At 71.3% G+C, this 25694-nt stretch carries 22 protein-coding genes, 1 pseudogene and 1 CRISPR repeat array; of the genes and pseudogenes, 17 read left to right on the forward strand and 6 right to left on the reverse strand.

What is annotated here, in order from left to right; genetic code table 11:
• Positions 1–117 precede the first annotated feature (117 nt).
• Positions 118–1071 carry a type I pantothenate kinase gene (coaA, locus tag IFT51_RS10635; protein ID WP_192061050.1) on the reverse strand — a complete coding sequence of 318 codons (954 nt, stop codon included), beginning with the start codon at positions 1069–1071 and terminating at the stop codon, positions 118–120.
• A 43-nt stretch (positions 1072–1114) separates the two neighbouring features.
• Here coaA and glmS point away from each other — a divergent pair, with 43 nt between their 5' ends.
• From glmS to IFT51_RS10685, 10 genes are all read left to right on the forward strand, one after another.
• Positions 1115–2962, forward strand: a complete 1848-nt coding sequence (glmS, locus tag IFT51_RS10640; RefSeq protein WP_192061051.1) for a glutamine--fructose-6-phosphate transaminase (isomerizing) — start codon at positions 1115–1117, stop codon at positions 2960–2962.
• A gap of 37 nt (positions 2963–2999) precedes the next feature.
• The gene (locus tag IFT51_RS10645; RefSeq protein WP_192061052.1) at positions 3000–3470 is read left to right on the forward strand and encodes a holo-ACP synthase; all 471 of its coding nucleotides are present in this window, start codon (positions 3000–3002) and stop codon (positions 3468–3470) included.
• Positions 3467–4555 (forward strand): alanine racemase, encoded by a 1089-nt coding sequence (alr, locus tag IFT51_RS10650; RefSeq protein ID WP_192061053.1) that lies wholly within the window; start codon positions 3467–3469, stop codon positions 4553–4555. Before IFT51_RS10645 ends, alr (IFT51_RS10650) begins: the two co-directional genes overlap by 4 nt.
• Positions 4552–5685, forward strand: coding sequence for an alanine racemase (alr, locus tag IFT51_RS10655; protein WP_192061054.1), 1134 nt, complete (start codon positions 4552–4554; stop codon positions 5683–5685). The genes alr (IFT51_RS10650) and alr (IFT51_RS10655) overlap by 4 nt, the downstream gene beginning before the upstream one ends.
• On the forward strand, positions 5682–6224 hold the full coding sequence (gene tsaE / locus IFT51_RS10660) for a tRNA (adenosine(37)-N6)-threonylcarbamoyltransferase complex ATPase subunit type 1 TsaE (protein ID WP_197981976.1): 543 nt from the start codon (positions 5682–5684) through the stop codon (positions 6222–6224). The genes alr (IFT51_RS10655) and tsaE overlap by 4 nt, the downstream gene beginning before the upstream one ends.
• 61 nt (positions 6225–6285) lie before the next feature.
• Positions 6286–6966 (forward strand): tRNA (adenosine(37)-N6)-threonylcarbamoyltransferase complex dimerization subunit type 1 TsaB, encoded by a 681-nt coding sequence (gene tsaB, locus IFT51_RS10665; protein ID WP_192061055.1) that lies wholly within the window; start codon positions 6286–6288, stop codon positions 6964–6966.
• Positions 6963–7493, forward strand: coding sequence for a ribosomal protein S18-alanine N-acetyltransferase (gene rimI, locus IFT51_RS10670; RefSeq protein WP_192061056.1), 531 nt, complete (start codon positions 6963–6965; stop codon positions 7491–7493). The genes tsaB and rimI overlap by 4 nt, the downstream gene beginning before the upstream one ends.
• A gap of 92 nt (positions 7494–7585) precedes the next feature.
• The gene (gene tsaD / locus IFT51_RS10675) at positions 7586–8623 is read left to right on the forward strand and encodes a tRNA (adenosine(37)-N6)-threonylcarbamoyltransferase complex transferase subunit TsaD (RefSeq protein WP_192061135.1); all 1038 of its coding nucleotides are present in this window, start codon (positions 7586–7588) and stop codon (positions 8621–8623) included.
• A 92-nt stretch (positions 8624–8715) separates the two neighbouring features.
• Complete coding sequence (locus IFT51_RS10680) at positions 8716–9177, forward strand: DUF4190 domain-containing protein (protein WP_192061057.1); 462 nt, start codon at positions 8716–8718, stop codon at positions 9175–9177.
• A 744-nt stretch (positions 9178–9921) separates the two neighbouring features.
• A CRISPR array of direct repeats spans positions 9922–10125; the repeat unit is 24 nt; unit sequence GCCCCGCAGTACGGCGCCCCGCAG.
• A 75-nt stretch (positions 10126–10200) separates the two neighbouring features.
• Complete coding sequence (locus tag IFT51_RS10685; RefSeq protein ID WP_192061058.1) at positions 10201–10458, forward strand: DUF4190 domain-containing protein; 258 nt, start codon at positions 10201–10203, stop codon at positions 10456–10458.
• A gap of 42 nt (positions 10459–10500) precedes the next feature.
• Here IFT51_RS10685 and IFT51_RS10690 read toward each other — a convergent pair.
• Positions 10501–11649: pseudogene (locus IFT51_RS10690) on the reverse strand (SAM-dependent methyltransferase); the annotation flags it as partial.
• Between the two features lie 175 nt (positions 11650–11824).
• On the opposite strand from IFT51_RS10690, the gene groES reads away from it, so the two are divergent.
• The 3 genes from groES to IFT51_RS10705 all read left to right on the forward strand — a co-directional run bounded on the left by groES (position 11825) and on the right by IFT51_RS10705 (position 14772).
• Positions 11825–12121, forward strand: coding sequence for a co-chaperone GroES (groES, locus tag IFT51_RS10695; RefSeq protein ID WP_192061059.1), 297 nt, complete (start codon positions 11825–11827; stop codon positions 12119–12121).
• A 179-nt stretch (positions 12122–12300) separates the two neighbouring features.
• Positions 12301–13326: an EamA family transporter RarD gene (gene rarD / locus IFT51_RS10700; protein WP_192061060.1), complete on the forward strand. Its 1026-nt coding sequence runs from the start codon at positions 12301–12303 to the stop codon at positions 13324–13326.
• Positions 13327–13434: 108 nt separating this feature from the next.
• Entirely contained in the window at positions 13435–14772 is a 1338-nt protein-coding gene (locus tag IFT51_RS10705; protein WP_192061061.1) for an ABC transporter substrate-binding protein, read from the forward strand.
• 407 nt (positions 14773–15179) lie between these two features.
• Here the strand turns inward: IFT51_RS10705 and IFT51_RS10710 are convergent, their stop codons facing one another.
• The 4 genes from IFT51_RS10710 to IFT51_RS10725 all read right to left on the reverse strand — a co-directional run bounded on the left by IFT51_RS10710 (position 15180) and on the right by IFT51_RS10725 (position 19453).
• A complete protein-coding gene (locus IFT51_RS10710) occupies positions 15180–15947 on the reverse strand; it encodes an ABC transporter ATP-binding protein (protein WP_371740764.1) in 768 nt (255 codons plus the stop codon).
• Between the two features lie 17 nt (positions 15948–15964).
• Positions 15965–17017, reverse strand: coding sequence for an ABC transporter ATP-binding protein (locus IFT51_RS10715; RefSeq protein WP_197981995.1), 1053 nt, complete (start codon positions 17015–17017; stop codon positions 15965–15967).
• 70 nt (positions 17018–17087) lie between these two features.
• Entirely contained in the window at positions 17088–18074 is a 987-nt protein-coding gene (locus IFT51_RS10720; protein ID WP_192061064.1) for a branched-chain amino acid ABC transporter permease, read from the reverse strand.
• Positions 18075–18085: 11 nt separating this feature from the next.
• Positions 18086–19453 carry a branched-chain amino acid ABC transporter permease gene (locus IFT51_RS10725; RefSeq protein WP_243215248.1) on the reverse strand — a complete coding sequence of 456 codons (1368 nt, stop codon included), beginning with the start codon at positions 19451–19453 and terminating at the stop codon, positions 18086–18088.
• A gap of 280 nt (positions 19454–19733) precedes the next feature.
• On the opposite strand from IFT51_RS10725, the gene guaB reads away from it, so the two are divergent.
• From guaB to IFT51_RS10745, 4 genes are all read left to right on the forward strand, one after another.
• A complete protein-coding gene (gene guaB, locus IFT51_RS10730; RefSeq protein WP_192061065.1) occupies positions 19734–21236 on the forward strand; it encodes an IMP dehydrogenase in 1503 nt (500 codons plus the stop codon).
• A gap of 230 nt (positions 21237–21466) precedes the next feature.
• Positions 21467–22564 carry a type IV toxin-antitoxin system AbiEi family antitoxin domain-containing protein gene (locus IFT51_RS10735; RefSeq protein WP_192061066.1) on the forward strand — a complete coding sequence of 366 codons (1098 nt, stop codon included), beginning with the start codon at positions 21467–21469 and terminating at the stop codon, positions 22562–22564.
• A complete protein-coding gene (locus tag IFT51_RS10740) occupies positions 22561–23682 on the forward strand; it encodes a GuaB3 family IMP dehydrogenase-related protein (protein WP_192061067.1) in 1122 nt (373 codons plus the stop codon). The genes IFT51_RS10735 and IFT51_RS10740 overlap by 4 nt, the downstream gene beginning before the upstream one ends.
• A 115-nt stretch (positions 23683–23797) precedes the next feature.
• Positions 23798–25657, forward strand: a complete 1860-nt coding sequence (locus tag IFT51_RS10745) for a glycerol-3-phosphate dehydrogenase/oxidase (RefSeq protein ID WP_192061068.1) — start codon at positions 23798–23800, stop codon at positions 25655–25657.
• Positions 25658–25694: the final 37 nt, after the last annotated feature.

The following is a 25694-nucleotide window of genomic DNA, read 5'->3' on the forward strand; positions in this document are numbered from 1 at the left end:
TGACCCGCGCCTCCTGCGCTCTCCTCGGCGCCGCGATGAGTCACGACGTGCCGCCGGGGTCGCGGGCGGACGGCGTGTCGTGATGGACGGCGCGGAGGCTCGGGCGGACAGCCCGGGTCAGATCTTGCGGAGCAGCACCGAGCTGACCTTGTGGTCGGACGCCTTGCGCAGCACGAGCGTCGCCCGCGACCGGGTCGGCAGCACGTTCTCGAGCAGGTTCGGCTCGTTCACCCCGCGCCAGATGCCCGACGCGAAGCTGCGGGCCTCGTCTTCGTCCATGTCGGCGAAGCGGTGGAAGTACGAGCGCTCCTGGGTGAAGGCGCTCTTCTGCAGCGCCAGGAACCGCTCGACGAACCAGTTCTCGATGTCGCCGGTGCGGGCGTCGACGTAGACGGTGAAGTCGAAGAGGTCGCTGAGGGCGAGCCGGCCGCCGAGCGGGGGCTGCAGCACGTTCAGCCCCTCGACGATCAGGATGTCGGGCCGGCGCACGACCACCTCGGCGCTCGGCATGATGTCGTAGCTGGTGTGCGAGTAGAACGGCGCCCGCACCTCTTCGGCGCCGCTCTTGACCTGCGAGACGAAGCGCAGCAGGTGGCGGCGGTCGTACGACTCGGGGAAACCCTTGCGGTGCATGATGCCGCGGCGCTCGAGCTCGGCGTTCGGGTAGAGGAACCCGTCGGTGGTGACCAGCTCGACGCGCGGCGTGTCGTCCCACCGTGACAGGAGCTCACGCAGGAGGCGCGCGACGGTGGACTTGCCCACCGCGACCGAGCCGGCGACACCGATGACGAACGGCGTGCGCTGCGCCCGCTCGCCCAGGAAGTCGCTGGTCGCCCGGTGCAGGTTGCGGGCCCCGGCGGCGTAGAGGTTCAGGAGGCGGCTGAGGGGCACGTAGACGTCTTGGACCTCGCGCATGTCGAGGCGGTCGCCGAGGCCCCGCAGCTGCACGATCTCGGTCTCGGTGAGAGGGAGGCGCGTGGCCGGCGCGAGCTCGGCCCAGGCGTCCCGGTCGATCTCGACGAACGGCGAGGCGTGGCCGGTCGCCTGCGTCGTCGGGGTCGCGTCGGCCATGGGTTCGAGGCTACCCGGTGGCCGACACCGTAGGATCGTCCTCATGTGCGGAATCGTGGGTTATGTAGGCGGCGAGCGAAGCATCGAGGTGCTGCTCGGGGGGCTCAAGCGTCTCGAGTACCGGGGCTACGACTCCGCCGGGGTGGCCGTCGTCGACGCCGACGGCACGCTCGGCAGCCGCAAGAAGGCCGGCAAGCTGCAGATGCTCGTCGACGACCTCGAGTCCTCGCCCCTCACCGACGGTCGCACCGGCATCGGCCACACGCGCTGGGCGACCCACGGCGGGCCGACCGACGAGAACGCCCACCCGCACCTCGCCGACGACGGCAGACTCGCCCTCATCCACAACGGCATCATCGAGAACTTCTCCGAGCTGAAGGCCGAGCTGCTCACCGAGGGCGTCGAGTTCCTCAGCGAGACCGACTCCGAGGTCGCGGCCCACCTCGTCGCCCGCGCCTACCGCGCGTCGGGCGACCTCGCCGAGGCGCTGCGCACCGTCGTCAACACCCTGCACGGCGCCTTCACGCTGCTGGTGGTCCACGCCGACCAGCCGGGTCTCGTGGTCGGCGCCCGTCGAAACTCCCCGCTCGTGGTCGGTCTCGGCGACGGCGAGAACTTCATGGGCAGCGACGTGGCCGCGTTCATCGCGTACACGCGCCGTGCCATGTCCATCGGCCAGGACCAGCTCGTCTCGATCCGACCCGACTCGGTCGAGGTGGTGGACTTCGAGGGCCGCCCCGTCGAGACCACCGAGTTCGAGGTCGACTGGGACGCCTCGGCCGCCGACAAGGGCGGCTGGTCGAGCTTCATGGCGAAGGAGATCAGCGAGGAGCCCGAGGCCGTCGCCAACACGCTGCTGGGTCGCGCGGTCGACGGCGCCGTCACGCTCACCGACCTCGACGGCGTGCGCGAGCAGCTGCTCACCGTCGACCGCGTCATCGTCATCGCGTGCGGCACGGCCGCCTACGCGGGCATCCTCGGCAAGTACGCCATCGAGCAGTGGGCGCGCATCCCCGTCGAGGTCGAGCTCGCCCACGAGTTCCGCTACCGCGACCCGGTGCTCGACGCACGCACCCTCGTCGTGTCGATCAGCCAGTCGGGCGAGACGATGGACACCCTGATGGCCGTCAAGTACGCCCGCGAGCAGGGTGCGCAGGTGCTGTCGATCTGCAACACGCAGGGGTCGACCATCCCGCGCGAGTCCGACGCCGTGATCTACACGCACGCCGGGCCCGAGGTGGCCGTGGCGTCGACCAAGGCCTTCGTCGCGCAGGGCACGGCGCTGTTCCTCCTCGGTCTGCACCTGGCGACCCTCCGCGGCACGCTGACCGCCGAGCAGATCGCCGAGCAGATCACCGACCTGCAGGCCATCCCCGAGAAGATCACCCGCGTGCTCGAGAGCTCGGAGCGCATCCGCACCCTCGCCGGCTGGATGGCCGACACGCGCTCGGTGCTGTTCCTCGGTCGACACGTCGGGTACCCGATCGCTCTCGAGGGCGCCCTCAAGCTGAAAGAGCTGGCGTACATCCACGCGGAGGGCTTCGCGGCCGGCGAGCTGAAGCACGGCCCGATCGCGCTGATCGAGCCCGGGCAGATCGTGTTCGTCATCGTGCCGAGCCCGCGCGACCCCCGCAGCCTGCACCCCAAGGTCGTCTCGAACATCCAGGAGATCCGCGCCCGCGGGGCCCGCGTCATCGCCATCGCCGAAGAGGGCGACGCGGCCGTTCTGCCCTTCGCCGACGAGGTGCTGCACATCCCGCTCGCCGCGCCGCTGTTCGAGTCGCTGCTCGCCGTCGTGCCGCTGCACATCTTCGGGATGGAGCTCGCCGCGGCCAAGGGCCTCGACGTCGACCAGCCGCGCAACCTCGCGAAGTCCGTGACCGTCGAGTAGATGCGAGCCCGCCTCCGATGACACGTCGAGCATCCGCATGATCGTCGGGATCGGGGTCGACGTCGTCGACCTGACCCGCTTCGAGCGCTCGCTCGCCCGGACGCCGGCCCTCCGGGGCCGGCTCTTCGGCGACCACGAGACCGTGCTGCGAGACGGCGCACCCCGCCAGGTGCCGTCGCTCGCAGCCCGGTTCGCGGCGAAGGAGGCTCTGATCAAGGCGCTCGGCGGGTCGACCGGCGTGTCATGGCACGACATCGTCGTGGTCTCCGACGAGCAGGGCGCACCGTCGCTGACGCTGACGGGCGGGGCGCGTGCGCTCGCCGACGCCCGCGGCATCGCGCGGCTGCACCTCTCGCTCAGCCACGACGGGGGCGTCGCCGTCGCCTACGTGATCGCCGAGGGCGCCGACACGACGACCGCAGCACCGGTCGGCCCGGCCGAGCCGGCCCGCTCGCCCGCACCGGGCACCCCGAACCGAGACGAACCCGAGGAGGCGGTCAGCGCGTGACGCAGGACGTCAAGATCACCGTCGACACGTCGGCGCTCCGGCACAACGTGGCGGTGCTGCGCGAGGCCGTCGCCCCGCACGCCGTCATGGTCGTCGTCAAGGCCAACGCCTACGGGCACGGCGCCGTCGAGTCGGCGAGGGCCTTCGTCGACGCCGGGGTCGACTGGCTCGGGGTCGCCGACCTCGAGGAGGCCCTCGAGCTGCGCCGTGCGGGGATCACCGCGCCGATCCTCGCCTGGCTGCACGCGCCGGGCGAGACGTTCGAGTCGGCCGCGGCGCACGACGTGACGCCCGCGGTGTCCGACCTGGCCCAGCTCGAGGCGGCGGCGGCCGCGGGCGTCCGCGCCGTGCACCTCTGCGTCGACACCGGGCTGAGCCGCAACGGCGCCGTCGAGACCGAGTGGCCCGCGTTCTTCCGCCGAGCGGCGGAACTCGCCGACCGCCTCCCGATCGAGGGTCTGATGAGTCATCTCTCGAACGCCTCGCCCGAGGAGGACGGCCGACAGGCGGCGGCGTTCGTCCGCGCCACGGGGGTGCTGGGCGGGCTGGGCGTCGAGCCGAGGCTGCTGCACCTCGCCGCCTCGGCCGCGGGTCTCAGCTACCCGGGCACCCGCTACGGGCTCGTGCGCTTCGGCCTCGCCGCCTACGGCCTCAGCCCCTTCGCCGGTCGCTCGGCCGCCGAGTGGGGGCTCCGCCCCGCCCTCGCCCTGTCCGCCCCGGTCACCACCGTCAAGCGCGTGCCCGCCGGCGAGGGCGTGTCGTACGGCTACGTGTTCCGGCCCGAGCGCGACACGACGATCGCGGTCGTGCCGGTCGGCTACTCCGACGGCGTCGATCGGGCCGCGAGCGATCGGGCGTCGGTGACGATCGGCAGCCGCACCTACCGGGTCCGTGGTCGTATCGCCATGAACGCCCTCGTCATCGACGTCGGCGACGACCCCGTCGAGGTCGGCGACGACGTCGTCCTGTTCGGCGACCCCGCGGCCGGGCACCAGGGCGCGGCCGACTGGGCCACCGCCTCCGGGGGGATCACCTACGAGACCGTCGCCTGCCTGTCGGGCGCCCTGACCCGGAGGTACGTATGAGCACGGGCTACCTGCGTCGCGCGACCGTGGATCTCGCCGCCTACCGGGCCAACCTCGAGTCCCTCGTCGAGCGTCTCGCGCCCGTCGAGGTGCTGGCCATCGTCAAGGCCGACGCCTATTCGAACGGCATCGACGTCATGGTGCCCGAGGCCGTGGCGGCGGGCATCCGCTGGTTCGGCACGGTCGAGCTGGAGCCCGCCCTCCGGCTGCGCCGCGCCGGCATCGCCCTCGAGGCGTCGTTCTTCGCCTGGCAGCTCGGCCCCGACGACGACTACGCGGGCGCCGTCGAGCACGGCGTCGACCTCGGCGTCTCGACCCTCGACCAGCTCGAGTGCTTCGCCGAGGCCGCGCGCGGCGCCGGCCGCGAGGCTCTCGTCCACCTGACCATCGACACCGGTCTGCATCGCGAGGGCTGCCTGCCCGCCGACTGGGCCGAGCTGGTGACCCGGGCGGTGACCCTCCGCGACGAGGGCGTGGTGCGCCTCCGCGGGGCCTTCTCGCACGTCTCCGAGACGAGCGAGGCCGACGATCACGCGGCCTCGGTCGTGTTCCGCAAGGCGCTCGCCGACGCCGAGGCCCTCGGGGCGACCTTCGAGAAGCGCCACATGTCGTCGAGCTCGGCCGGCATGGAGCACCCCGAGCGGCGCTTCGACATGGTCCGCATGGGGTCGAACGGCTACGGGATCCCCGTCACCGAGGGGGTCAGCGCGAGCGATCGCGGTCTCCGCCCCGTGCTGACACTCAGCGCCTGCGTCGTGCGGGTGAAGCGCGTGCCCGCCGGCACCGGGGTGTCGTACGACTACACGTACCGCACCGACCGCGACACGACCCTCGCCCTCGTGCCGATCGGCTACGCCGACGGGGTGAGCCGTCGCGCGCAGCACGGCGTCGAGGTGACCGTGCGCGGGCGCCGCTACCCGATCGTCGGTCGGGTCGCGATGGACCAGTTCCTGATCGACGTCGGCGACGACCCGATCGAGGTCGGCGACGAGGTGCTGCTCTTCGGCCCGGGCGACGGCGGCGAGCTGACCATCGGCGAATGGGCCGACGCGACCGACACGATCCCCGAAGAGGTCTCGTGCCGCATCGGGGCCCGTGTGCCACGCGTCTACCTGGGCCGTCGGGGATGACCGCGAACGACCTCCCGCTCTACGACGGGCCGGTCGCCGACACCGAGACGATGGAGGGGCTGGGTCGTCGTCTCGGTCGGCTGCTCGGGGCCGGCGATCTGGTCGTGCTGACCGGGCCGCTCGGCGCCGGCAAGACGACCTTCACCCGCGGCGTCGGCGAGGGGCTGCAGGTGCGCGGGCAGATCGCGAGCCCGACGTTCGTGCTGGCGCGCACGCATCCCAGCGCCACGGGCGTCCCGCTGGTGCACGTCGACGCGTACCGGCTGGGCGGCGCGGCCGAGCTGGACGACCTCGACCTCGACTTCGAGGGCTCGGTCGTCGTGGTCGAGTGGGGCGCCGGTCTGCTCGACGGGGTCGCCGAGTCGTGGATCGAGGTGGTCATCGAGCGACCGACGGGTGCCGGCGCCGACGCCGCGCGCGAACCCGGCGCGGCGAGCGACCCCCTCGATCTCGACCCAGACGCCGACCCCGACGCCACCGTCGACGAGCCGCGCCACGTGACCATCACGATGTACGGCCCTCGCTGGGCCGACCTCTAGACGAGCGGCGGGCGGCCGAGGAGGCGCGGGTCGTCTCGAGTCGACCGCCTACGATTGACCCGTGATCCTGGCCATCGACACCTCCGCGGGAACGACCGTCGCCGTCGTCGACCGCGACCGCGGCGTGCTCGCGGAGCGCACCGAGTCCGACACCCGACGGCACGCCGAGGTGGTCGGCAGCCTGATCGAGTCGGCCCTCGCCGGGGCCGGTGTCGCCCCCGCGGATCTCAGTGCCGTCGTCGCCGGGGTCGGGCCGGGCCCGTACACGGGGCTCCGGGTCGGCATCGTCGCCGCGCGGGTCTTCGCCTTCGGCGTCGGGCGCCCCTGCCTGGCGCTCGCGAGCCACGACGCCATCGCCTTCGCGCGGCTCACGGCGGGCGAGGGCGGCAGCGGGTCGGTCGCCGTGCCGAGCGGCCGAGTCGACGCGCCCCTCGTGGTCGTGACCGACGCCCGTCGTCGCGAGGTCGCGTGGACGGCCTACCGCGGGCTCGACGACGAGGGGCTGCCGGTGCGGGTCGAGGGCCCGTCGCTCGTGAAGCCGGCCGACCTCGACGACGCGCTGGGCGCCTCCTCGGCGTCGCCTCGGACCGATCCCGACGACACCGTCGTGTCGGCGGCGGCCCTCGGGATGCTCGCCGAGCGGATGTTCGAGCACGGCCGCGGGTTCGCCGACCCGGCTCCGCTCTACCTCCGCGAGCCCGACGTCACCGTCTCGGCGGGTCCGAAGCCGGTCGGTCGATGACGTTCCGCACACGTCGCGCCACGATCGACGACCTCGACGGGATCATGGCCATCGAGACGTCGGTCTTCGTCACCGACGCCTGGTCGCGCGAGGGCATGGCCCACGAGCTGGCCTCGCCCGACGGGTGGTACCTGGTGGCCGAGGCCGAGGCCGAGACCGGCACCGGTGATGAGACCGGCGCCGACACCGGCATCGTCGGTTACGCGGGGCTCCTGGCGCTGCCGGGCGCACCCGACGCCGACGTCCAGACGATCGCGGTCGTGCCCGGGGCCCGGCGGCACGGGCTGGGGCGCACCCTGATGTCCGCGATGATCGACGAGGCGCGGCGCCGCCGGGTCCGAGAGGTGTTCCTCGAGGTCCGTGCCGACAACCCCGGCGCCCAGCGCCTCTACGCCTCGCTCGGGTTCGAGTCGATCGCGGTGCGCCCGCGCTACTACATGCCCGACGGGGTCGACGCGATCGTGATGCGCCTCAGCATGGCGACCTCCTCCGACGACGCGCCCGCACAGACAGGACCCTCCTCGTGAACCCGACCCGCGCCTCCTCGGCTCCCCGCTCCGCCGCCTCGTCGGACGCACCCGCCTCGTCGGACGGCGCCGGTTCGCCGACGGGCCCGCTCGTGCTCGGCATCGAGACGAGCTGCGACGAGACCGGCGTCGGCATCGTCCGTGGCACGACCCTGCTCGCGAACGTCATCTCGTCGTCGATGGACGAGCACGCGCGCTACGGCGGGGTCGTGCCCGAGGTGGCCGCGCGGGCGCACCTCGACGCGATGCAGCCGGCCCTCGAGGCCGCGCTCGCCGAGGCGGGCGTCACGCTCGACGAGCTCGACGCGATCGCGGTGACGAGCGGCCCGGGTCTCGCCGGCGCGCTGATGGTCGGCGTGGGCGCGGCAAAGGCCCTCGCGCTCGCCACCGGCAAGCCGCTCTACGCGGTGAACCACCTGGTCGGGCACGTCGGCGCCGACGTGCTGCGGGCCGACGGCAGCGAGCTCGAGCTGCCGACCATCGCGCTGCTCGTCTCGGGCGGGCACACGTCGCTGCTGCACGTGCGCGATCTCGTCGACGACGTCGAGCTGCTGGGCGAGACCATCGACGACGCCGCCGGTGAGGCCTTCGACAAGGTCGCGCGCCTCCTCGGCCTGCCCTATCCCGGCGGCCCGCAGATCGATCGCGTCGCCGCCGACGGGGACCCGGCCGCGATCCGGTTCCCTCGCGGGCTGACGCTGCCCAAAGACCTCGTCAAGCATCGATACGACTTCTCGTTCTCGGGGCTGAAGACCGCCGTGGCCCGCTGGGTCGAACGCCGACGGGACGAAGGAGGCGCGGTGCCGGTCGCCGACGTCGCCGCATCGTTCCGCGAGGCCGTCGCCGACGTGCTGCTCACCAAGGCGCTGGCCGCCTGCGCCGACCTGGGCGTGCCTCGCCTGCTGCTCGGCGGGGGAGTGGTCGCGAACGCCCGCGTGCGGCAGCTCGCCCTCGAGCGCTGCGAGGCGGCGGGCGTCGAGCTGCGCGTGCCGCCGCTGTCGCTCTGCACCGACAACGGGGCGATGATCGCGGCCCTGGGTGCGCAACTCGTCGCCCGCGGGCACGCGCCGTCGCCGCTCGACTTCGGCGCCGACTCGACGCTGCCGGTGACGACGGTGCAGGCGGTCTGAGCCGTCGGGGCGTGGGGCGTGGGGGCCCTCAGGGCGGAGCGCGGGCGGGTCCGCGTAGGCTCGGGGCCACTCAGACAGAAGGAGACCTCGGCATGACCGACCACGACCCGGCCCGCCAGGGCCCGCAGAACCCCCCGGCGCCTCAGTACCCGCAGTACCCGCAGGGTTCGCAGAGCACGCAGGGGCAGCCCGGCGGCCAGCCGCAGCAGCAGCCGTATCAGCAGAACCCCTATCAGGGGCAGGCCCAGGGGCAGGGCGGCTACGGGCAGGGCGGCTACGGCGGCCAGTCGCCGAAGACCAACGTGCTGGCCATCGTGTCGCTCGTCGCGAGCATCCTGAGCTCGTTCGTCTTCAGCATCGTCGCCATCGTCACGGGCCACATCTCGCTGCGCCAGATCAAGCGGACCGGCGAGCAGGGCAAGGTCATGGCGATCATCGGCCTCGTGCTCGGCTACCTCGGCCTGCTCGGCGCGATCGCCGTCGTCGTGTTCTTCATCGTCGCGATCGCCGCCGGCGGATTCGCGTACGACCAGAGCTACGAGTCCGGGTTCTGATCGCTCCGAGTCCACTCATCGACGACGTCGATACCATGACGGGGTCCGCGCTCACCGGCGCGGGCCCCCTCGTGCATCGGGCGCTCGTCCGTCCGTCACGACCGCCGCACCGCACTCGAAAGGGTCCTCATGGCCACCGACGACACGACACCTCCCGGCCCGGTCCCTCCGGCCTCCACTCCCTCGCCCGCGCCGTCGGGGTCCGAGACGTCGGGCTCGTCGGGGGCTGATCGGTCGGGTGCCGAGTCGTCGGGCGCTGATCCCGCGGTCGCGACCGCCGAGGGCGGGGCGGCGTCGCCGTCGCTGCCCCCGACCGCGTACCCCGGGGCTCCCACCCAGCCCGCGCCTCCGACCCAGCCCGCGCCTCCTGCCGGGTCACGACCGGTCGCCGACCCGTTCGTCGCGCCGGGGCAGCAGGCCTCTCCGGTCGGGTCCGCTCCTGCGCCGCAGGGGCCTCCCGGGTCGGCGCCCTACGGCGCGGGTCCGCAGGGGCAGTACGGCCAGTACGGGCAGCCGGGGCAGTACGGACGACCCGCGCCCGGTCAGCAGGCCTCCGACGGACCCCAGCCGTCGTCGGGTGGTCAGCAGTACGGGGCGCCGACCCGGCCCGGTCAGTCGCCGTTCGGCGAGCAGCCGGGCGGGGGAGCGCCGTACGGCGCCGCTCCGCAGCAGCCCTATGGTGCGCAGCAGGGCCAGCAGGGCCAGCAGGGCCAGCAGCAGTACGGACGCCCGCAGCCTTACGGCGCTCCGCAGTACGGAGCCCCTCAGAACGGGAGCCCGCAGTACGGCGCCCCGCAGTACGGCGCCCCGCAGTACGGCGCCCCGCAGAACGGAGCCCCGCAGTACGGCGCCCCGCAGCCCTACGGCTCGCAGTACGGCGCCCCGCAGTACGGCGCCCCGCAGTACGGCGCCCCGCAGAACGGAGCCCCGCAGTACGGCGCCCCGCAGCCCTACGGCTCGCAGTACGCCACCTATCAGCAGGGTGGCGCTCCCAGGCCCTCGAGTCTGCTGAGCATCCTGTCGATGTCGGGGTCGATCCTCGGCGTGCTGATGTCGCTGGTGCTCTTCGGGTCGGGAGTCCTCTTCTCGATCGCCGGCGTGGTGCTCGGTCACGTGGGGCAGAAGCGCGAACGTCATGCGCGCGGGTTCTGGCTGACCGGTCTCATCACCGGCTACGTGGGCATCGGCCTGTCGCTCCTGATCATCGGCGCCTGGGTGCTGTTCTTCAGCGTGCTCTCGGAGATGCCGTCGACGGGCGACGGGTACTACAGCGGCACCTGAGCCGCAGACCCGGCTCCGCGACGGAGGCCGCCGCACCCTCGNGACCCGGGTCAGCACGAGCGTGGCCGACCCCGAGCCCTGCAGCGAGAGGCGCTTGCGGAACGTGGCGGGGTCGACGTCGACCCCGCGCTTCTTGATCTCGAGGCGGCCGATGCCCCGCGTCCGCAGCTCGCGCTTGAGGGTCCGCTCGTCGAGGGGGAACGTCTCGAGCACCCGGAATCCCTGGGCGAACGGGGTCTCGATCCGCTGGTCGGCCGTCAGCCAGGCGATGTCGCGGCTGATCATGCGGGCGTCGATCGAGCGGGCCAGGTCGCCGATCAGACGCGCGCGGATCACGGCGCCGTCGGGTTCGTACAGCCATTCGCCGAGATCGCCCACCTCGACGTCGTCCGAGTCGGCGGGCGCCGTCAGCTCCGCCGCCCCGGAGGCGCTGATCACCAGGGCGGACCGGCCCACCCCGGCCCGTGCCAGCGGTCCGAACCAGACCCCGGCCTCGACCACGTCGCGATCGACCGAGATCCACTGGCACTCGGCGTCGCGGGGCAGGAGGTCGCGGTCGATCCCCGGGCCGAGCTTCACGCCCGTCGGCAGGCGGTCGGCGAAGGCGAACGCGACGTCGAGCGACGGCGACCAGTCGGCGGGGTCGGCGATCCGCTTCGTGGCGCTGTGCCCGCCGGTGCGGCGCGCCGGGTCGAGGAATACCCCCTGCACATCGGTCAGGTCGGTCGTGTCGGCGTCGCCCTGACGCACTCGCGACGACGACCACGGAGACAGGTTGTACGAGGCCACGGCGGCGGTCACCTCGTCGCGGTCGACGGCCAGCACGTCGAGGTCGAGGGCCGCGAAGGCCAGGGCGTCGCCGCCGATGCCGCAGCCGAGGTCGGCGACGCTGGTGAGTCCGGCCGAGCGGTAGCGATCGGCATGGCGGGCGGCGACGCCGAGGCGCGTGGCCTGCTCGAGACCGGCCTCGGTGAAGAGCATGCGACTGGCGAACTCGCCGAACTTCCCCTCCGCCTTGCTGCGGAGGCGCGCCTGGGTCAGCACGGCCGACACGCGCTCGGCGGGGTGGCCCTGCTTCCGCAGCGCGGCGACCGACGACACGACGTCGTCGGAGGCCCGCCACGGGGGGAGGGAGTCGAGCAGCCGCAGCCCCTCGGGAGAGAGGACTTCGAGCAGCTCCGACGCATCCATGTCGTCCAGTCTCACGCATCCGCCGAGGTCCGGGGCCCGGGGTCGACGAGACCGACGCGCATCACTGGCACTCGGATTGACCGAGTGCCAGTGACGCCCTACAGTTGTTTCTGGCACTCGCACGTGGCAAGTGCCAACCCACGTTTTTCGAAGTTCCGAGAAAGTAGAGGCAACCGTGTCGGTCTCCATCAAGCCGCTCGAAGATCGCATCGTCATCCAGCAGGTCGAAGCCGAGCAGACCACGGCTTCCGGCCTTGTGATCCCCGACACCGCGAAAGAGAAGCCCCAAGAGGGCGACGTCGTCGCCGTCGGTCCGGGTCGCATCGACGACAACGGCAACCGTGTGCCGCTCGACGTCGCCGTCGGCGACAAGGTCATCTACAGCAAGTACGGCGGAACCGAGGTCAAGTACGGCGGAGAGGACTTCCTCGTCCTCTCGGCTCGCGACGTCCTCGCCGTCGTCGTCCGCTAGTCGTTCGACACAGCTCCTCGAGAACCCCCGCTTCGGCGGGGGTTCTCGTCGTTAAGGGACCGCAGGAGGCGCGGGTCGCCTCCTCCACAGGTCGCGCCTCCCGAGAGCGGCGGTCGGACGCGCCACCCTGTCGGAGGTGGACGTGTCGCGGTGTCGGTCGCCCGGCCTACAGTCGTGACGTGACCACCAGCCGCCCCCGCGCCTCCTCGGCTCCCGCCGCCCCGCTCGTCTCCGAGACGCAGGGTGGCGGCTCGCCCGGTGCCGCCGGCGGGGCCGCCCGATCCGGGCTCGCGTTCGCGGTCGGCGCCTACGGTCTCTGGGGCGTCCTGCCCGTGTTCTTCCTGCTGATGTCGCCGTCGGGGCCGTTCGAGATCGTCGCCTGGCGCATCGTCTTCTCCCTCGTGTTCTGCCTCGCGCTGCTCGCCGCGACCAGGGGCTTCCCCGCATTCGTCCGCCTGCTGCGGCAGCCCCGCCTCGTCGCGACCATGGGGCTCGCCGGCGTCTTCATCGTCGTCAACTGGACGGTCTTCATCACCGCCGCCCTCGCCGGGCACGTCGTCGAGGCCGCTCTGGGGTACTTCATCAACCCGATCGTGACCGTGCTGCTGGCCGTCGTCGTCCTGCGCGAGCGGTTGCGCCCCGCGCAGTGGGCGGCCGTCGCCCTCAGCGGCGTCGCCGTGCTGGTCATCGCGATCGGCACCGGCGACGTGCCGTGGGTGTCGCTCGTGCTCGCGTCCTCGTTCGGTCTCTACGGTCTCGTCAAGAAGCAGGTCGGCGGGCGGGTCGACGCCATCGGCGGTCTCACGCTCGAGACGATGCTGATGACCCCGGTGGCCGGGGCGGCGCTCGTCGTCATGGCCGTCACGGGGGTCGGCGGCGGGGTCGTCTTCGGCTCCGTCTCGGTCGTCCACACCCTGACCGTGATCAGCTCGGGCGTCGTCACCGCGGTGCCGCTGCTCCTCTTCGCCGCCGCAGCACGTCGTCTGCCGCTGGCCACGATCGGTCTCACGCAGTACCTCGCACCGGTGCTGCAGCTGATCGTCGGCGTGGTGCTGCTGCACGAAGAGATGCCGGTCACCCGCTGGATCGGCTTCGCGATCGTCTGGGTCGCGCTCATCGTGCTCTCCACCGACGCGGTGCGATCGTCGCGGCGGAATCGCGGTATTGAGCGCAAGTCACGAATTGCTAACGAAACGGTCCAGTGACGACCAGAACACACGCCAGAAACAATCCAGCCCTAGTTTCTACTCAATCGCGAGGACCGTCTGCCTAGTGTCGGTCCGGCTCTCCGCGCTTCACGAAAGGGACTACGGATGATCCGATCCACCAAAGGCCTGAAGGCTCTGGCGCTCGCAGGGGCCGCCTCCGTCTTGCTGGCCGCCTGTTCGTCGACGTCGTCGACTCCGGAGGACGGCGCGTCGTCGTCGCCTTCGGCTTCGCAGAAGGCCGACCCCGCAGCATCGTGCGAGGCTCCCAGCAGCCCCGGACAGGACGCGCTCCGCATCGGCACGATCCTGCCGAACACGGGAACCCTCGCCTACCTCGCTCCGCCCGCCGAGGCCGGCATCGGTCTCGCCGTCGAGGACATCAACGCCGCCGGTGGCGTGCTCGACCAGGACGTCACGGTCGAACCCCGCACCGACTCCGGCGACAGCAACGACCTCACCGTCTCGAGTGCCGCAGCGACGCAGCTCATCGACGCGAAGGTCCCGGTCGCGATCGGCGCCGAGTCGTCCAGCGTCACGCTGAACGTCATCGACCAGCTGACCGCCGCCTGCATCGTCGAGATCTCGCCCGCCAACACGGCGTCCTCGCTCAGCGGCTACTCGTCGTACTACTTCCGCACCGCGCCGCCGGACTCCGTCCAGGGGTCGGCGCTCGGCACCCAGATCGTCAACGACGGTCGCGCCAACGTCGCGTTCCTCGTCTTCAACGACACCTACGGCACCGGTCTCCGCGACTCCGTGCAGGAGTCCGTCGAGGCCTCGGGCGGCACCGTCGTCTACGGCGGCACCGGCGAAGGCCAGGAGTTCCCTCCCGGTCAGACCACCTTCTCGTCCGAGGTGACGGCGGCCCTGGCCACCGACCCCGACGCGATCGTGATCCTCGCGTTCGACGAGACCAAGTCGATCGTCCCCGAGCTCGTCGCCCAGGGTGCGGACATGACCAGCATCTACATGTCCGACGGCAACACGGCCGACTACAGCGAGGACTTCGACCCGGGCACCCTCGAGGGCGCCCAGGGCACCATCCCCGGTGCGTTCCCGTCGTCCGACCTGCAGGAGCGCTTCAACACCTACTACCAGGAGAGCGCGGGCTCGGCGCTGACCGACTACTCGTACGCACAGGAGTCGTACGACGCCACCATGCTCGCCGCGCTCGCCGCGGTGAAGGGCGGCGGAACGGACTCCGGCACCATCCAGGCCAACATGGCCGCGGTGTCGGGTGCTGACGGCGGTACCGAGTGCTCGACCTTCGCCGACTGCAAGACGGCGATCGAGGCCGGCGACGACATCTCCTACACCGGCCCCTCGGGCATCGGAGCATTCGACGACCAGAACGACCCGTCGAGCGCCTTCATCGGCATCTACAAGTTCGACGGCGACAACAAGATCGTCTACCAGACGGCGGTCGAGGGCACGGTCCAGTAACNCCGGGGCCTCCGTCGTGCGCCCGGGTGCTGTCGCCGGCCCGCACCTCACCGCCTGGGTGGTCGGAAACGGCCCTTCGCGGCGTGACGTGGGGCGCTTTCCGCCCACCCTGGGGTCGCCAGCACGGGTGCGCGTGCGGGCTCATGCGCCTCGCGTGCGTCGGTGGTCAGAAGATGCTCATCGCGGCGTGCGGAACGGCGCTTTCCGACCAACCTGGGTCGCGGCACGGGTGCGCGTGTGGGGCTCGTGCGCCTTGCGCCCTGCGGTGGTCAGAAGACGCCCATCGCGGCGTGCGGAACGGCGCTTTCCGCCCACCCTGGGGTCGCGGTGCGGGACGATGCCGCCACGGCACGACGGAGGCCCCGCACGACGAGCGTGCGGGGCCTCCAGGTGATGCGGGTGACGCGTCAGTGCGAGTCGTCGACGTCCTTCGCGAGCGTGCCCAGGTAGAGCTCGATCACCTTCGGGTCGTCGGCGAGCTCGCGGCCGGTGCCCGAGTACGCGTTGCGCCCCTGGTCGAGAACGTAGCCGCGGTCGCAGATCTGCAGGCAGCGGCGGGCGTTCTGCTCGACCATGATCACCGAGACGCCGGCCTTGTTGATGCGGCGGGTGCGGATGAACGTCTCGTCCTGGCGCACCGGCGACAGGCCCGCGGACGGCTCGTCGAGCAGCAGCACCTTCGGGTCCATCATGAGCGCGCGCGCCATGGCGACCGACTGTCGTTCACCGCCCGAGAGCGATCCGGCCCGCTGACCGCGACGGTCGGCGAGCACCGGGAACAGGTCGTAGATGTACTCGAGTCGCTCGGCGAACTTCTTGGGGCGCAGGAACATCCCCATCTGCAGGTTCTCCTCGATGGTCAGCGACGGGAACACGTTGTTCGTCTGCGGCACGAAGCCGACGCCGGCCTGCACCAGCTTGTTGGCCTTGAGGTTCGTGATGTCCTCGCCGCCGAGGGTGACGGCGCCCGAGTGGATCTTGACGAGGCCGAACAGCGCCTTCAGCAGGGTCGACTTGCCGGCGCCGTTCGGGCCGATGATGCCGATCAGCTCGCCCGGGTAGCAGACCAGGTCGCAGCCGTTCAGGATGTTGACCCCGGGCAGGTAGCCCGCCACGAGGTCGCTGGCGTTCATGATCGGTTCGATGCCCGCGAACTTCTCGGTTCCCGGGTGCATCTGCGTGGTCGAGGCGCTCATGCCTTCTTGTCTCCGGTCTGCTGGTCGTCCGCCGCGTTGGTGGCGGCGGGGGTCGAGGGGTCGGGTGAGCCGGGCAGATCGCGTCCGGCGATGCCGCCGCCGGTGGCCGAGGAGGCGCTGGTCGCGTCGTCCGCGCGGGCCGCGTCCTCTGCGGCCACCTCCTGCTCGAGCTCCTCGAGCACCGCGTCCGTCAGCAGCGAGTCGTCGCCCAGGTCGGTGTCGTGGTGCGCACCGAGGTAGGCGTCGATCACGGCCTGGTCGTCCATGACGGTGTCGGCGGGGCCCTCGGCCACGACCTTGCCCTCGGCCATCACGATCACCCAGTCCGAGATGTGGCGCACCATGTGCATGTCGTGCTCGACGAAGAGCACCGTGGTGCCCTCGTCGCGCAGGCTCTGGATGTGACCGAGCAGCGACTGCGTCAGGGCCGGGTTCACGCCGGCCATCGGCTCGTCGAGCATGATCATCTCGGGGTCGCTCATGAGGGCGCGGGCCATCTCGAGCAGCTTGCGCTGGCCGCCCGACAGGCTGCCGGCGTAGTCGTCGCGCTTGTCGTCGAGCTTGAACCGCTTCAGCAGATCTTCGGCCTTCGCCGTGATCTCGCGCTCACGGGCCTTCCAGAGCGGCGGGACGATGCCGACGAAGAAGTTCTCGCCGGGCTGGTCGCGGGCGCCGAGCAGCATGTTCTGCATCACGGTCAGCCGCGACAGCGCTTTCGTCAGCTGGAATGTGCGCACCATGCCGGCGCGCGCCACCTTGGCGGCGCCGACGTTGCCCATCGGCTTGCCGTCGAAGACCCACTTCGCCGTGCCCTCGCCGCGGTTGAACGCGGTGGGGGCCGACGAGGCCTTGTCGAAGCCGGTCAGAAGGTTGAAGAAGGTCGTCTTGCCGGCCCCGTTCGGGCCGATCAGCGCCGTGATCGCGCCGCGCTGCACCTCCACGTGTCCGACGTCGACGGCGGTCATGCCGCCGAAGCGACGCACGACGTTGTCGACGGTCAGGATGGGGTCGGGCTTCGACGAGCCCGGGGTGCGGTCGACGCCGGTCAGCTTGGCGCGGAGGGCGTCGCGGTCGTAGTCGTAGCCGGCCTTGCGTGCGCGGCCACCGGTCGTGGTTGTCTCAGACACTGAACGACAGCTCCTTCTTGTTACCGAGGATCCCCTGTGGCCTGAAGATGATCAGGCACATGAGGGCGACGCCGACGAGCACGTACGAGAACTGGTCGGCCTGTTGGTTGCTCATGATGCTCGCGGGGATGAAGTCGCCGGCCAGGGTGCGGATCAGCAGTCGGACGACGAAGAACAGGATCGCGCCGAGCACGGGCCCGAACACCGTCGCGGCGCCGCCGAGCAGCAGGGCCGTCCAGATGAAGAAGGTCGTCGAGCGGCCGAGCGCGTCGGGCTGCACCGACGAGGGCAGCACGTAGATGATCCCGGCGAGCGAGCCGATCACACCACCGAAGACCAGCGCCTGCATCTTGTACGAGAAGACGTTCTTGCCGAGGCTGCGCACGGCGTCCTCGTCTTCGCGGATGCCCTTCAGCACACGACCCCAGGGGCTGCGGCTGAGCAGGAACACGATCACGCAGAGCAGGGCGACGAGGCCCCAGGCCACGATGCGGATCCACCAGCCGCTGACCCCGTTGTTGTCGTAGGTGAACCAGAGGATCGTGGTCTGACCGTCGGGCAGGGGCGAGAGAGCGGTGAAGGCGTCGCGGTACGACGAGCCGGTGATGCCGTTCGAGCCGCCGGTGACGTCGGTCAGGATGCTCGATCTGCCGACCATGCGGATGATCTCCGCCGCGCAGATGGTGACGATGGCGAGGTAGTCGCCCCTCAGCTTCAGGGTCGGCACGCCGAGGATGAGCGCGAAGATCACCCCGCAGAGCAGACCGATCAGCACGGCCACCCCGATCGGCAGACCGCTGGTCAGCGAGATGGCGAAGCCGTAGGCGCCGACCAGGAGGAAGGCGGCCTGACCCATGTTGATCAGCCCGGTGAAGCCGAAGTGGATGTTGAGGCCGATGGCCGCGAGGGCGAAGGCCGCCGTGGTGGGCGCGAGCGCCTCGCCGGTGAGGGCACGGAGCAGTGAGATGACGTAGTCCATGAGTAGTCCCCTTAACCGATCCGCTCGGCGCGACCGAAGATGCCCTGCGGCCTGAACAGCAGGATCACGATCAGGATCAGCAGCGCGGTGGCGTACTTGAAGTCACCCGGCAGCACCAGGTTGGTCAGCTCGACGATGACGCCGATGATGAGCGAGCCGGCGAGGGCGCCGAACGACGTCCCGAGTCCGCCCAGGGTCACCGCGGCGAACATGAGCAGCAGGATCTGCAGACCGGTCATCCAGTTGACGCCGTTCAGCACGAGCCCGAGCATGACGCCCGAGAGACCGGCGAGGGCGGCCGCGACGGTCCAGACCAGGCGGATGATGCGGTCGACGTCGATGCCGGAGGCCGCGGCGAGCGCCGGGTTGTCGGACACGGCGCGGGTGGCGCGACCGGTGCGGGTCTTCGTGAGGAAGAGACCGGTCAGCACCAGCACGACGATCGAGATGCCCATGGCCACGTACGACTGCACCGTCAGGGTGATGCCCGCCAGGGTGACCGTCGACGGGTTCGCCGTCTGGATCCGCACGGTCGCGGCGCCGAAGAAGTACTGGAACGCGTACTGCAGCGCGATCGAGAGGCCGATGGTGACGATCATCAGCTGGGTGAGACTCAACCCCCGCCGTCGGAGGGGCTTCCAGATCGCCCAGTCCTGGATGAACCCGGTCGCGGCGCAGATCACGACGGTGATCATCGCGGCCAGGAAGATGTTCATGCCCAGCTGGTTCGCGAAGACGTAGGCCAGGAGGCCGCCGAGGGTCACCTGCTCGCCGTGCGAGAAGCTGCTGAGCCCGGTCGTGCCGTAGATCAGCGAGAGGCCGATCGCCGCCAGGGCGAGCAGCAGGCCGAGGCGGATGCCCGAGGCGAGCTGCTGACCGACGCGCTCCCAGTTGAAGGCGGCTGCCGAATCGCCGGTGGTGGCGCCCTCGGTCGCGCTGAGCTGGAAGATGACGCCGGCGTTGGCGCCGAGCGTGGCGTTGACCATGCGCTCGTCCTGCTCGGCGTTCGTCAGGAACTCGCCGTCGGGCAGCGAGTCGGTGTCGAGGGCGACCGTGTACTGACCGCCCTCGGTCACGGGCAGGGCCCAGCGGCCGGTGCCGTCGACCTCGGCCGTGCCCTCGAAGCCGCCGGGCCCCGTCACGGTGAGCACGACCCCCGAGGCGGGCTCGCCCTCGGAGGTGCGGATGCTGCCCTGGATGCAGGCCGTGGCGTCGTCGACGGTGCACGAGGCGGTCGCCCCGCCCTGGGCCCTGGCGGGCTCGGGCGCGATCATCACGGACAGGAAGGCGCCGGCGAGTGCGAGCAGCAGCGTCAGGACTGTGACGAACAGGGCTGGCCGCAACGGTGTCGGCGGAGCGATGGTCGTGTCGGGTTTCACGGAACCTCCTGGACAGGTGCCAGTCGGGGCGATGCCCCGGGTGCCGCTGGCTACCGTCGTTGGTGACGCTACTTTCGCCGTGTGTCGGCCATGTTTCGTGCACGACACAGGCAAGAGTCGAAAAATCGTCGCTGTTCTGTGACCTTCTTGCGCCTCCTCGGCCGTTTCGGACCGTCGAGCCTCGGAATGCAGGAGGCGCGGCGAGGGTTAACATCGACTACCGGCACTCGACGGCGATCCGGTGCACACCGCCCCCCATCCGCTCCTTCGAAGGGCACTCATGGACCAGCCGGATCCGTTCGGATTCATCGGACTCACGTACGACGACGTCATGCTCCTGCCCGGGCGCACCGACGTGATCCCGAGCGAGGCCGACACCTCGTCGCGGTTGACGAAGCGCATCCGCGTGGCCGTCCCGCTGCTGTCGGCCGCCATGGACACCGTCACCGAGTCGCGCATGGCCATCGCCATGGCACGCCAGGGCGGCATCGGCATCATCCACCGCAACCTCTCGATCGTCGATCAGGCGGCGCACGTCGACAAGGTCAAGCGCAGCGAGTCGGGCATGATCACCAACCCGGTGACGACCAGCCCCGATGCGACGGTGGCCGAGGTCGACGCCCTCTGCGGTCAGTTCCGCGTCTCCGGTCTCCCGGTCGTCGAGGCCGACGGCACGCTGGTAGGCATCATCACCAACCGCGACATGCGCTTCGTGTCGACGTTCGAGATGCAGACCACCCTCGTGCGCGACGTCATGACGTCGGCACCGCTCATCACGGCGCCCGAGGGCGTCGATCCCGACTCGGCCATCGCGATCTTCGCCGAGCACAAGATCGAGAAGCTGCCGCTGGTCGACGCCGACGGCAAGCTGCGCGGTCTCATCACCGTCAAGGACTTCGACAAGAGCGAGAAGTACCCCGACGCCACCAAAGACGACGAGGGGCGACTGCGGGTCGGAGCCGCGATCGGCTTCTTCGGCGACGCCTGGGAGCGCGCCTGCGCACTCCGCGACGCCGGGGTCGACGTGCTCGTGGTCGACACGGCCAACGGCGAGAGCTCGGGCGAGCTCGACATGATCCGCCGCATCAAGGCCGATCCGTCGTTCGTCGCGATCGACGTGATCGGCGGCAACGTCGCGACGCGCTCGGGCGCCGAGGCCCTCATCGAGGCCGGCGCCGACGCCATCAAGGTCGGCGTGGGCCCGGGCTCGATCTGCACCACCCGGGTCGTCTCGGGTGTCGGCGTGCCCCAGGTCACCGCCGTCTACGAGGCGTCGCTCGCGGCGCGCGAGGTCGGCGTGCCGGTCATCGCCGACGGCGGGCTGCAGTACTCGGGCGACATCGCCAAGGCGCTGGTCGCCGGGGCCGACACCGTGATGCTCGGCTCGCTGCTGGCCGGCTGCGACGAGAGCCCGGGCGACCTGGTCTTCGTCGGCGGCAAGCAGTTCAAGAACTACCGGGGCATGGGCTCGCTGGGGGCCATGCAGACCCGCGGCAAGAACACGTCGTACTCGAAAGACCGGTACTTCCAGGCCGACGTCCCCTCCGACGACAAGCTCATCCCCGAGGGCGTCGAGGGCCAGGTGCCCTACCGCGGCGCGCTGGGCAACGTCGTCTACCAGCTGACCGGCGGCCTGCGCCAGTCGATGTTCTACGTCGGCGGTCGCACCGTCGCCGAGCTGAAGGCGAAGGGCAAGTTCGTCCGCATCACGGCGGCCGGTCTGAAGGAGAGCCACCCGCACGACCTGCAGATGGTCGTCGAGGCTCCCAACTACCGCCGCTAGTCCGCCGCCCCGCCCCGCGCTGCGGCGCGGTGCGCTGCCCAGAACGGGCGAGTCCGGCGGAGCCGGTCGTGTTACCACGCCCGCCTCCGCCGGACTCGCCCGTTCGCCTGTCCGCGGGATGTGCACAGGGGACCCGCGAGGCGACCTGCACAGGAGCCGGCGACTCAGCTCCGTCCACAGGGCGACGGAGACCACCGGCCGACCGCCCGTGGGCCCGCCACCCTGGGGCGATGCTCCTCACCTCGCGTCACCCGGGTCTCATCCTCAGTCGCGACCTCACTGCTCTCGGGCTCGACGACGCCGAGCTCCGTCGAGCCTGCAGGCGTGGCGAACTCGTCGGCGTCCGCCGGGGAGCGTATGTGGAGTCCGCTCTGTGGCGGCGGCTCGGAGTCGACGAGCGATACCGGCTGACGGTCGTCGCCGCGGCGGCCGCGTGCCGGACCCGGGTCGTGGTCAGCCATCTCTCGGCCGCGGTGCTGCACGGCCTGCCGCTCGTGGGGGCGCCGCCGCCGGTGGTGCACGTGCTCGTGGCCCCGCCGGGAGGCAGTCGTCGTGAGCACGGCTTCGTCAAGCACGCCCGCTCCGACTACGACCTGCCGGGTCTGCCGCAGATCGATGGCGTGCTGGTGACACCCGTCGAGACGACCCTGGTCGACGTGTGCCTGACCGAGTCGTTCCTCCGAGCGGTCGTCATGACCGATCACGCGCTGCGCATCGGAGCGGTCACCCTCGAGCAGCTGGCTCAGGAATTCGCGTCGCGCGACACCGCACGAGGCGCGACCCGTGTCCGCGCCGTGCTGCAGTTCGCCTCCCCGCTCTCGGCGGGGCCCCTCGAATCGGTCAGCCGAGTCGGGTTCCGGCTGCTCGGGCTGCCCGACCCCGTGCTGCAGCATCCCCTGTTCGACACGACGGGTCGGAGAGTCGCCATCGTCGACAACTGGTGGCCGCACGCAGGAGCGGTCGGAGAATCCGACGGTCGCATCAAGTACACCGACCCGGCGGTGATGAACGGTCGCACCGTCGAGCAGGTCGTCATCGACGAGAAGCATCGTGAAGACGAGATCCGGTCCCTGCCCGAGGTGCAGGGGTTCGCCCGCTGGGGCTGGTCGACGGCTCTCGACACCCGCCGCCTCGGTGAGGTCTTGGCCCGGGCGGGCGTCTCACCCGAGTCGACGGCGCGAAAGCGGGCGAGTTCGATCGAGACGGGCGCCTCCGGTGGCCCGTTTCCGCCGGACTCGCCCGCTGACGGGGGCCCAGCGGCGGGGGAGCGAACCGGGCGCGAGCGACCCGGGGGCACGAGCCGCGCCTCCGGTAGGGTGGCCCGGTGACTGAGGTAGAGATCGGCGTATCCAAGCGCGCCCGCCGTGCGTACGCATTCGACGACATCGCGATCGTCCCGAGCCGACGGACGCGAGACCCGCGCGACGTGTCGGTGAGCTGGTCGATCGACGCGTTCACGTTCGAGTCGCCCATCATCGCGGCGCCGATGGACTCGGTCGTCAGCCCCGCCACGGCCATCCGCATCGGTCAGCTCGGCGGCCTCGGCGTCCTCGACCTCGAGGGCGTCTGGACCCGCTACGACGACCCGGAGGCGGTGCTCGCCGAGATCCGCGGCCTGCCGGAGGCCGAGACGGTCGCCCGCATGCAGCAGATCTACGCCGAGCCGATCAAGCCCGAGCTGGTCACCGCCCGCCTCGCCGAGATCCGCGCCGCGGGGGTCACCGTGGCCGGCTCGCTGAGCCCGCAGCGCACCCAAGACCTGTACCAGACGGTCGTCGACGCCGGTGTCGACGTCTTCGTCATCCGCGGCACGACGGTGTCCGCCGAGCACGTGTCGAAGACGACCGAGCCGCTCAACCTCAAGAAGTTCATCTACGAGCTCGACGTCCCGGTGATCGTCGGCGGCGCCTCGACCTACACGTCGGCGCTGCACCTGATGCGCACCGGCGCCGCGGGCGTGCTCGTCGGGTTCGGGGGCGGCGCCGCGTCGACGACCCGCGCCTCCCTCGGCATCCACGCGCCGATGGCGACCGCCGTCGCCGACGTCGCCGGGGCGCGCCGCGACTACCTCGACGAGTCGGGTGGGCGCTACGTGCACGTCATCGCCGACGGCGGCCTCGGCACCTCGGGCGACATCGTCAAGGCCGTCGCCTGCGGCGCCGACGCCGTCATGCTCGGCGCCGCGCTGGCCCGGGCGACCGACGTGCCCGGCGGCGGGTACCACTGGGGCGCCGAGGCGCACCACCCCGAGCTGCCCCGGGGGCGCCGTGTGCACGTCGGCCAGGTCGGCACGCTCGAGAAGATCCTCTACGGCCCCGCCGAGACGGTCGACGGCCAGGCGAACCTGATCGGCGCCCTGCGACGCTCGATGGCGACGACCGGCTACAGCGACCTCAAGGAGTTCCAGCGCAGCGAGGTCGTCGTCGCCCCTTACCAGCCTCACTAGCCGGTCGCCCGTCCCCAGCTGAGCGCCGCCTCATGGCGGGCTCGGCCGTGGGGGCGTTGGATGGACGGGTGGGCGCGACGAGCGTCCCCGTTCCGATCCAACGATGGAGGCTCGCATGGCCAGGTCCGCGTCCGTTTCGCTCTCGACGAAGCTCGGCCCCGACGAACGGGCGGCCGCCGTCGAGGTGATGAAGACCAGAGAGCTCGACATCCTCGTCATCGGCGGCGGCATCGTCGGCGCCGGCTCGGCCCTCGACGCCGTCACCCGGGGTCTGAGCGTCGGCATCGTCGAGGCCCGCGACTGGGGCTCGGGCACGTCGAGTCGTTCGTCGAAGCTCGTCCACGGCGGCATCCGCTATCTCGAGCAGTTGAACTTCCGCCTGGTCCGCGAGGCGCTCATCGAGCGGGGGCTGCTGCTGCAGCGCCTCGCGCCGCACCTGGTCAAGCCGGTGCGGTTCCTGTACCCGCTGAGCAAGCCGGTCTACGAGCGGTTCTACATCGGTGCCGGCATGGCGCTCTACGACATCTTCAGCTGGACGGGCGGGCGTCCGCCCGGGGTGCCGCACCACCGGCACCTCACCAAGACGCAGGTGATGCGGGCGATCCCGAGCCTGTCGAAAGACGCGGTCGTCGGGGGGCTCACGTACTACGACGCCCAGGTCGACGACGCGCGCTACGTCTCGTCGCTGGTCCGCACGGCGTCCGCCTACGGGGCTCATGCGGCCAGCCGCATCCGCGTCGAGGGGTTCGTCAAGGTGGGCGAGCGCGTGGTCGGCGTCAAGGCGCACGACTACCAGACGGGCGAGCACTTCGAGATCCGGGCGAAGCAGGTCGTCAACGCGACCGGCGTCTGGACGGACGACACGCAGGCCATGGTCGGCGAGCGGGGCCAGTTCAAGGTCCGGGCGTCGAAGGGCGTGCACCTGGTGGTGCCCCGCGACCGCATCCACTCCGACATGGGCATGATCTTCCGCACCGAGAAGAGCGTGCTGTTCGTCATCCCGTGGGGTCGCCACTGGCTGGTCGGCACCACCGACACCGACTGGGATCTCGACAAGGCGCACCCCGCGGCGACGGCGGCCGACATCGACTACATCCTCGAGCACGTCAACAAGGTGATGGCGGTGCCGCTCACCCGTGACGACGTCGAGGGCGTGTACGCCGGGCTGCGACCGCTGCTGGCCGGCGAGTCCGACCAGACCTCGAAGCTGTCGCGCGAGCACATCGTCGCCCACACCGTGCCGGGGCTCGTCGTGGTGGCGGGCGGTAAGTGGACGACCTACCGGGTCATGGCCGAAGACGCCATCGACGAGGCCGTCGCGGCCCTCGACGGCCGCATCCCGTCGAGCACCACGATGGAGATCCCGCTGATCGGCGCAGAGGGGTACCACGCGGCGTGGAACAAGCGCGGCAAGATCGCGAAGGCGTTCGGCGTCCACAAGGTGCGCATCGAGCACCTGCTGAACCGCTACGGCACCACGACGGACGAGATACTCGACCTCATCCGCGACGACCCGTCGCTGGCCGAGCCGCTGCCCGGCGCCGACGACTACATCCGCGCCGAGGTCGTCTACGCCGCCAGCCACGAGAGCGCCCTGCACCTCGAGGATGTCCTCGCCCGCCGCACCCGCATCTCGATCGAGGCGTGGGATCGCGGCGAGTCCGCGGCGCCCGTCGCCGCCAAGCTGATGGCGGGCGTGATCGGCTGGAGCGACGACGAGGCCGAGGCCGAGGTCGCGAACTACCTCAAGCGGGTCGCGGCCGAGCGCGCCAGCCAGCTCGAACCCGACGACGAGTCGGCCGACCGGGTCCGTCTCGAGGCTCCCGACATCGCCTTCGGCTTCGAAGAGGACGACATGGTGGTGCCCGGTGCCGATCAGGGAGGCGCGCCGAAGCCCGACGAGAACGTCGTCGAGCCCGCCGGCACCCCCGGCGACGACACCTCCGCCGACCGCCCCGGCGGCAGCGTGGGCTGAGCCGCGGGGGTCGCGGGGCGACCGACCTGCAGGAGGC

Origin of the sequence: Frigoribacterium sp. CFBP 13712 (assembly GCF_014842255.1) — a bacterium.
Taxonomy (GTDB): domain Bacteria; phylum Actinomycetota; class Actinomycetes; order Actinomycetales; family Microbacteriaceae; genus Frigoribacterium.

Excerpts from the sequence above, each read along its gene's own strand:
- coaA (WP_192061050.1), bottom strand. The coding sequence starts at position 1,071 with ATGGCCGACGCGACCCCGACGACGCAGGCGACCGGCCACGCCTCGCCG.
- glmS (WP_192061051.1), top strand. The coding sequence starts at position 1,115 with ATGTGCGGAATCGTGGGTTATGTAGGCGGCGAGCGAAGCATCGAGGTG.
- IFT51_RS10645 (WP_192061052.1), top strand. The coding sequence starts at position 3,000 with ATGATCGTCGGGATCGGGGTCGACGTCGTCGACCTGACCCGCTTCGAG.
- alr (WP_192061054.1), top strand. The coding sequence starts at position 4,552 with ATGAGCACGGGCTACCTGCGTCGCGCGACCGTGGATCTCGCCGCCTAC.
- tsaE (WP_197981976.1), top strand. The coding sequence starts at position 5,682 with ATGACCGCGAACGACCTCCCGCTCTACGACGGGCCGGTCGCCGACACC.
- rimI (WP_192061056.1), top strand. The coding sequence starts at position 6,963 with ATGACGTTCCGCACACGTCGCGCCACGATCGACGACCTCGACGGGATC.
- IFT51_RS10680 (WP_192061057.1), top strand. The coding sequence starts at position 8,716 with ATGACCGACCACGACCCGGCCCGCCAGGGCCCGCAGAACCCCCCGGCG.
- IFT51_RS10685 (WP_192061058.1), top strand. The coding sequence starts at position 10,201 with ATGTCGGGGTCGATCCTCGGCGTGCTGATGTCGCTGGTGCTCTTCGGG.
- IFT51_RS10705 (WP_192061061.1), top strand. The coding sequence starts at position 13,435 with ATGATCCGATCCACCAAAGGCCTGAAGGCTCTGGCGCTCGCAGGGGCC.
- IFT51_RS10710 (WP_371740764.1), bottom strand. The coding sequence starts at position 15,947 with ATGCACCCGGGAACCGAGAAGTTCGCGGGCATCGAACCGATCATGAAC.
- IFT51_RS10720 (WP_192061064.1), bottom strand. The coding sequence starts at position 18,074 with ATGGACTACGTCATCTCACTGCTCCGTGCCCTCACCGGCGAGGCGCTC.
- guaB (WP_192061065.1), top strand. The coding sequence starts at position 19,734 with ATGGACCAGCCGGATCCGTTCGGATTCATCGGACTCACGTACGACGAC.
- IFT51_RS10735 (WP_192061066.1), top strand. The coding sequence starts at position 21,467 with ATGCTCCTCACCTCGCGTCACCCGGGTCTCATCCTCAGTCGCGACCTC.
- IFT51_RS10745 (WP_192061068.1), top strand. The coding sequence starts at position 23,798 with ATGGCCAGGTCCGCGTCCGTTTCGCTCTCGACGAAGCTCGGCCCCGAC.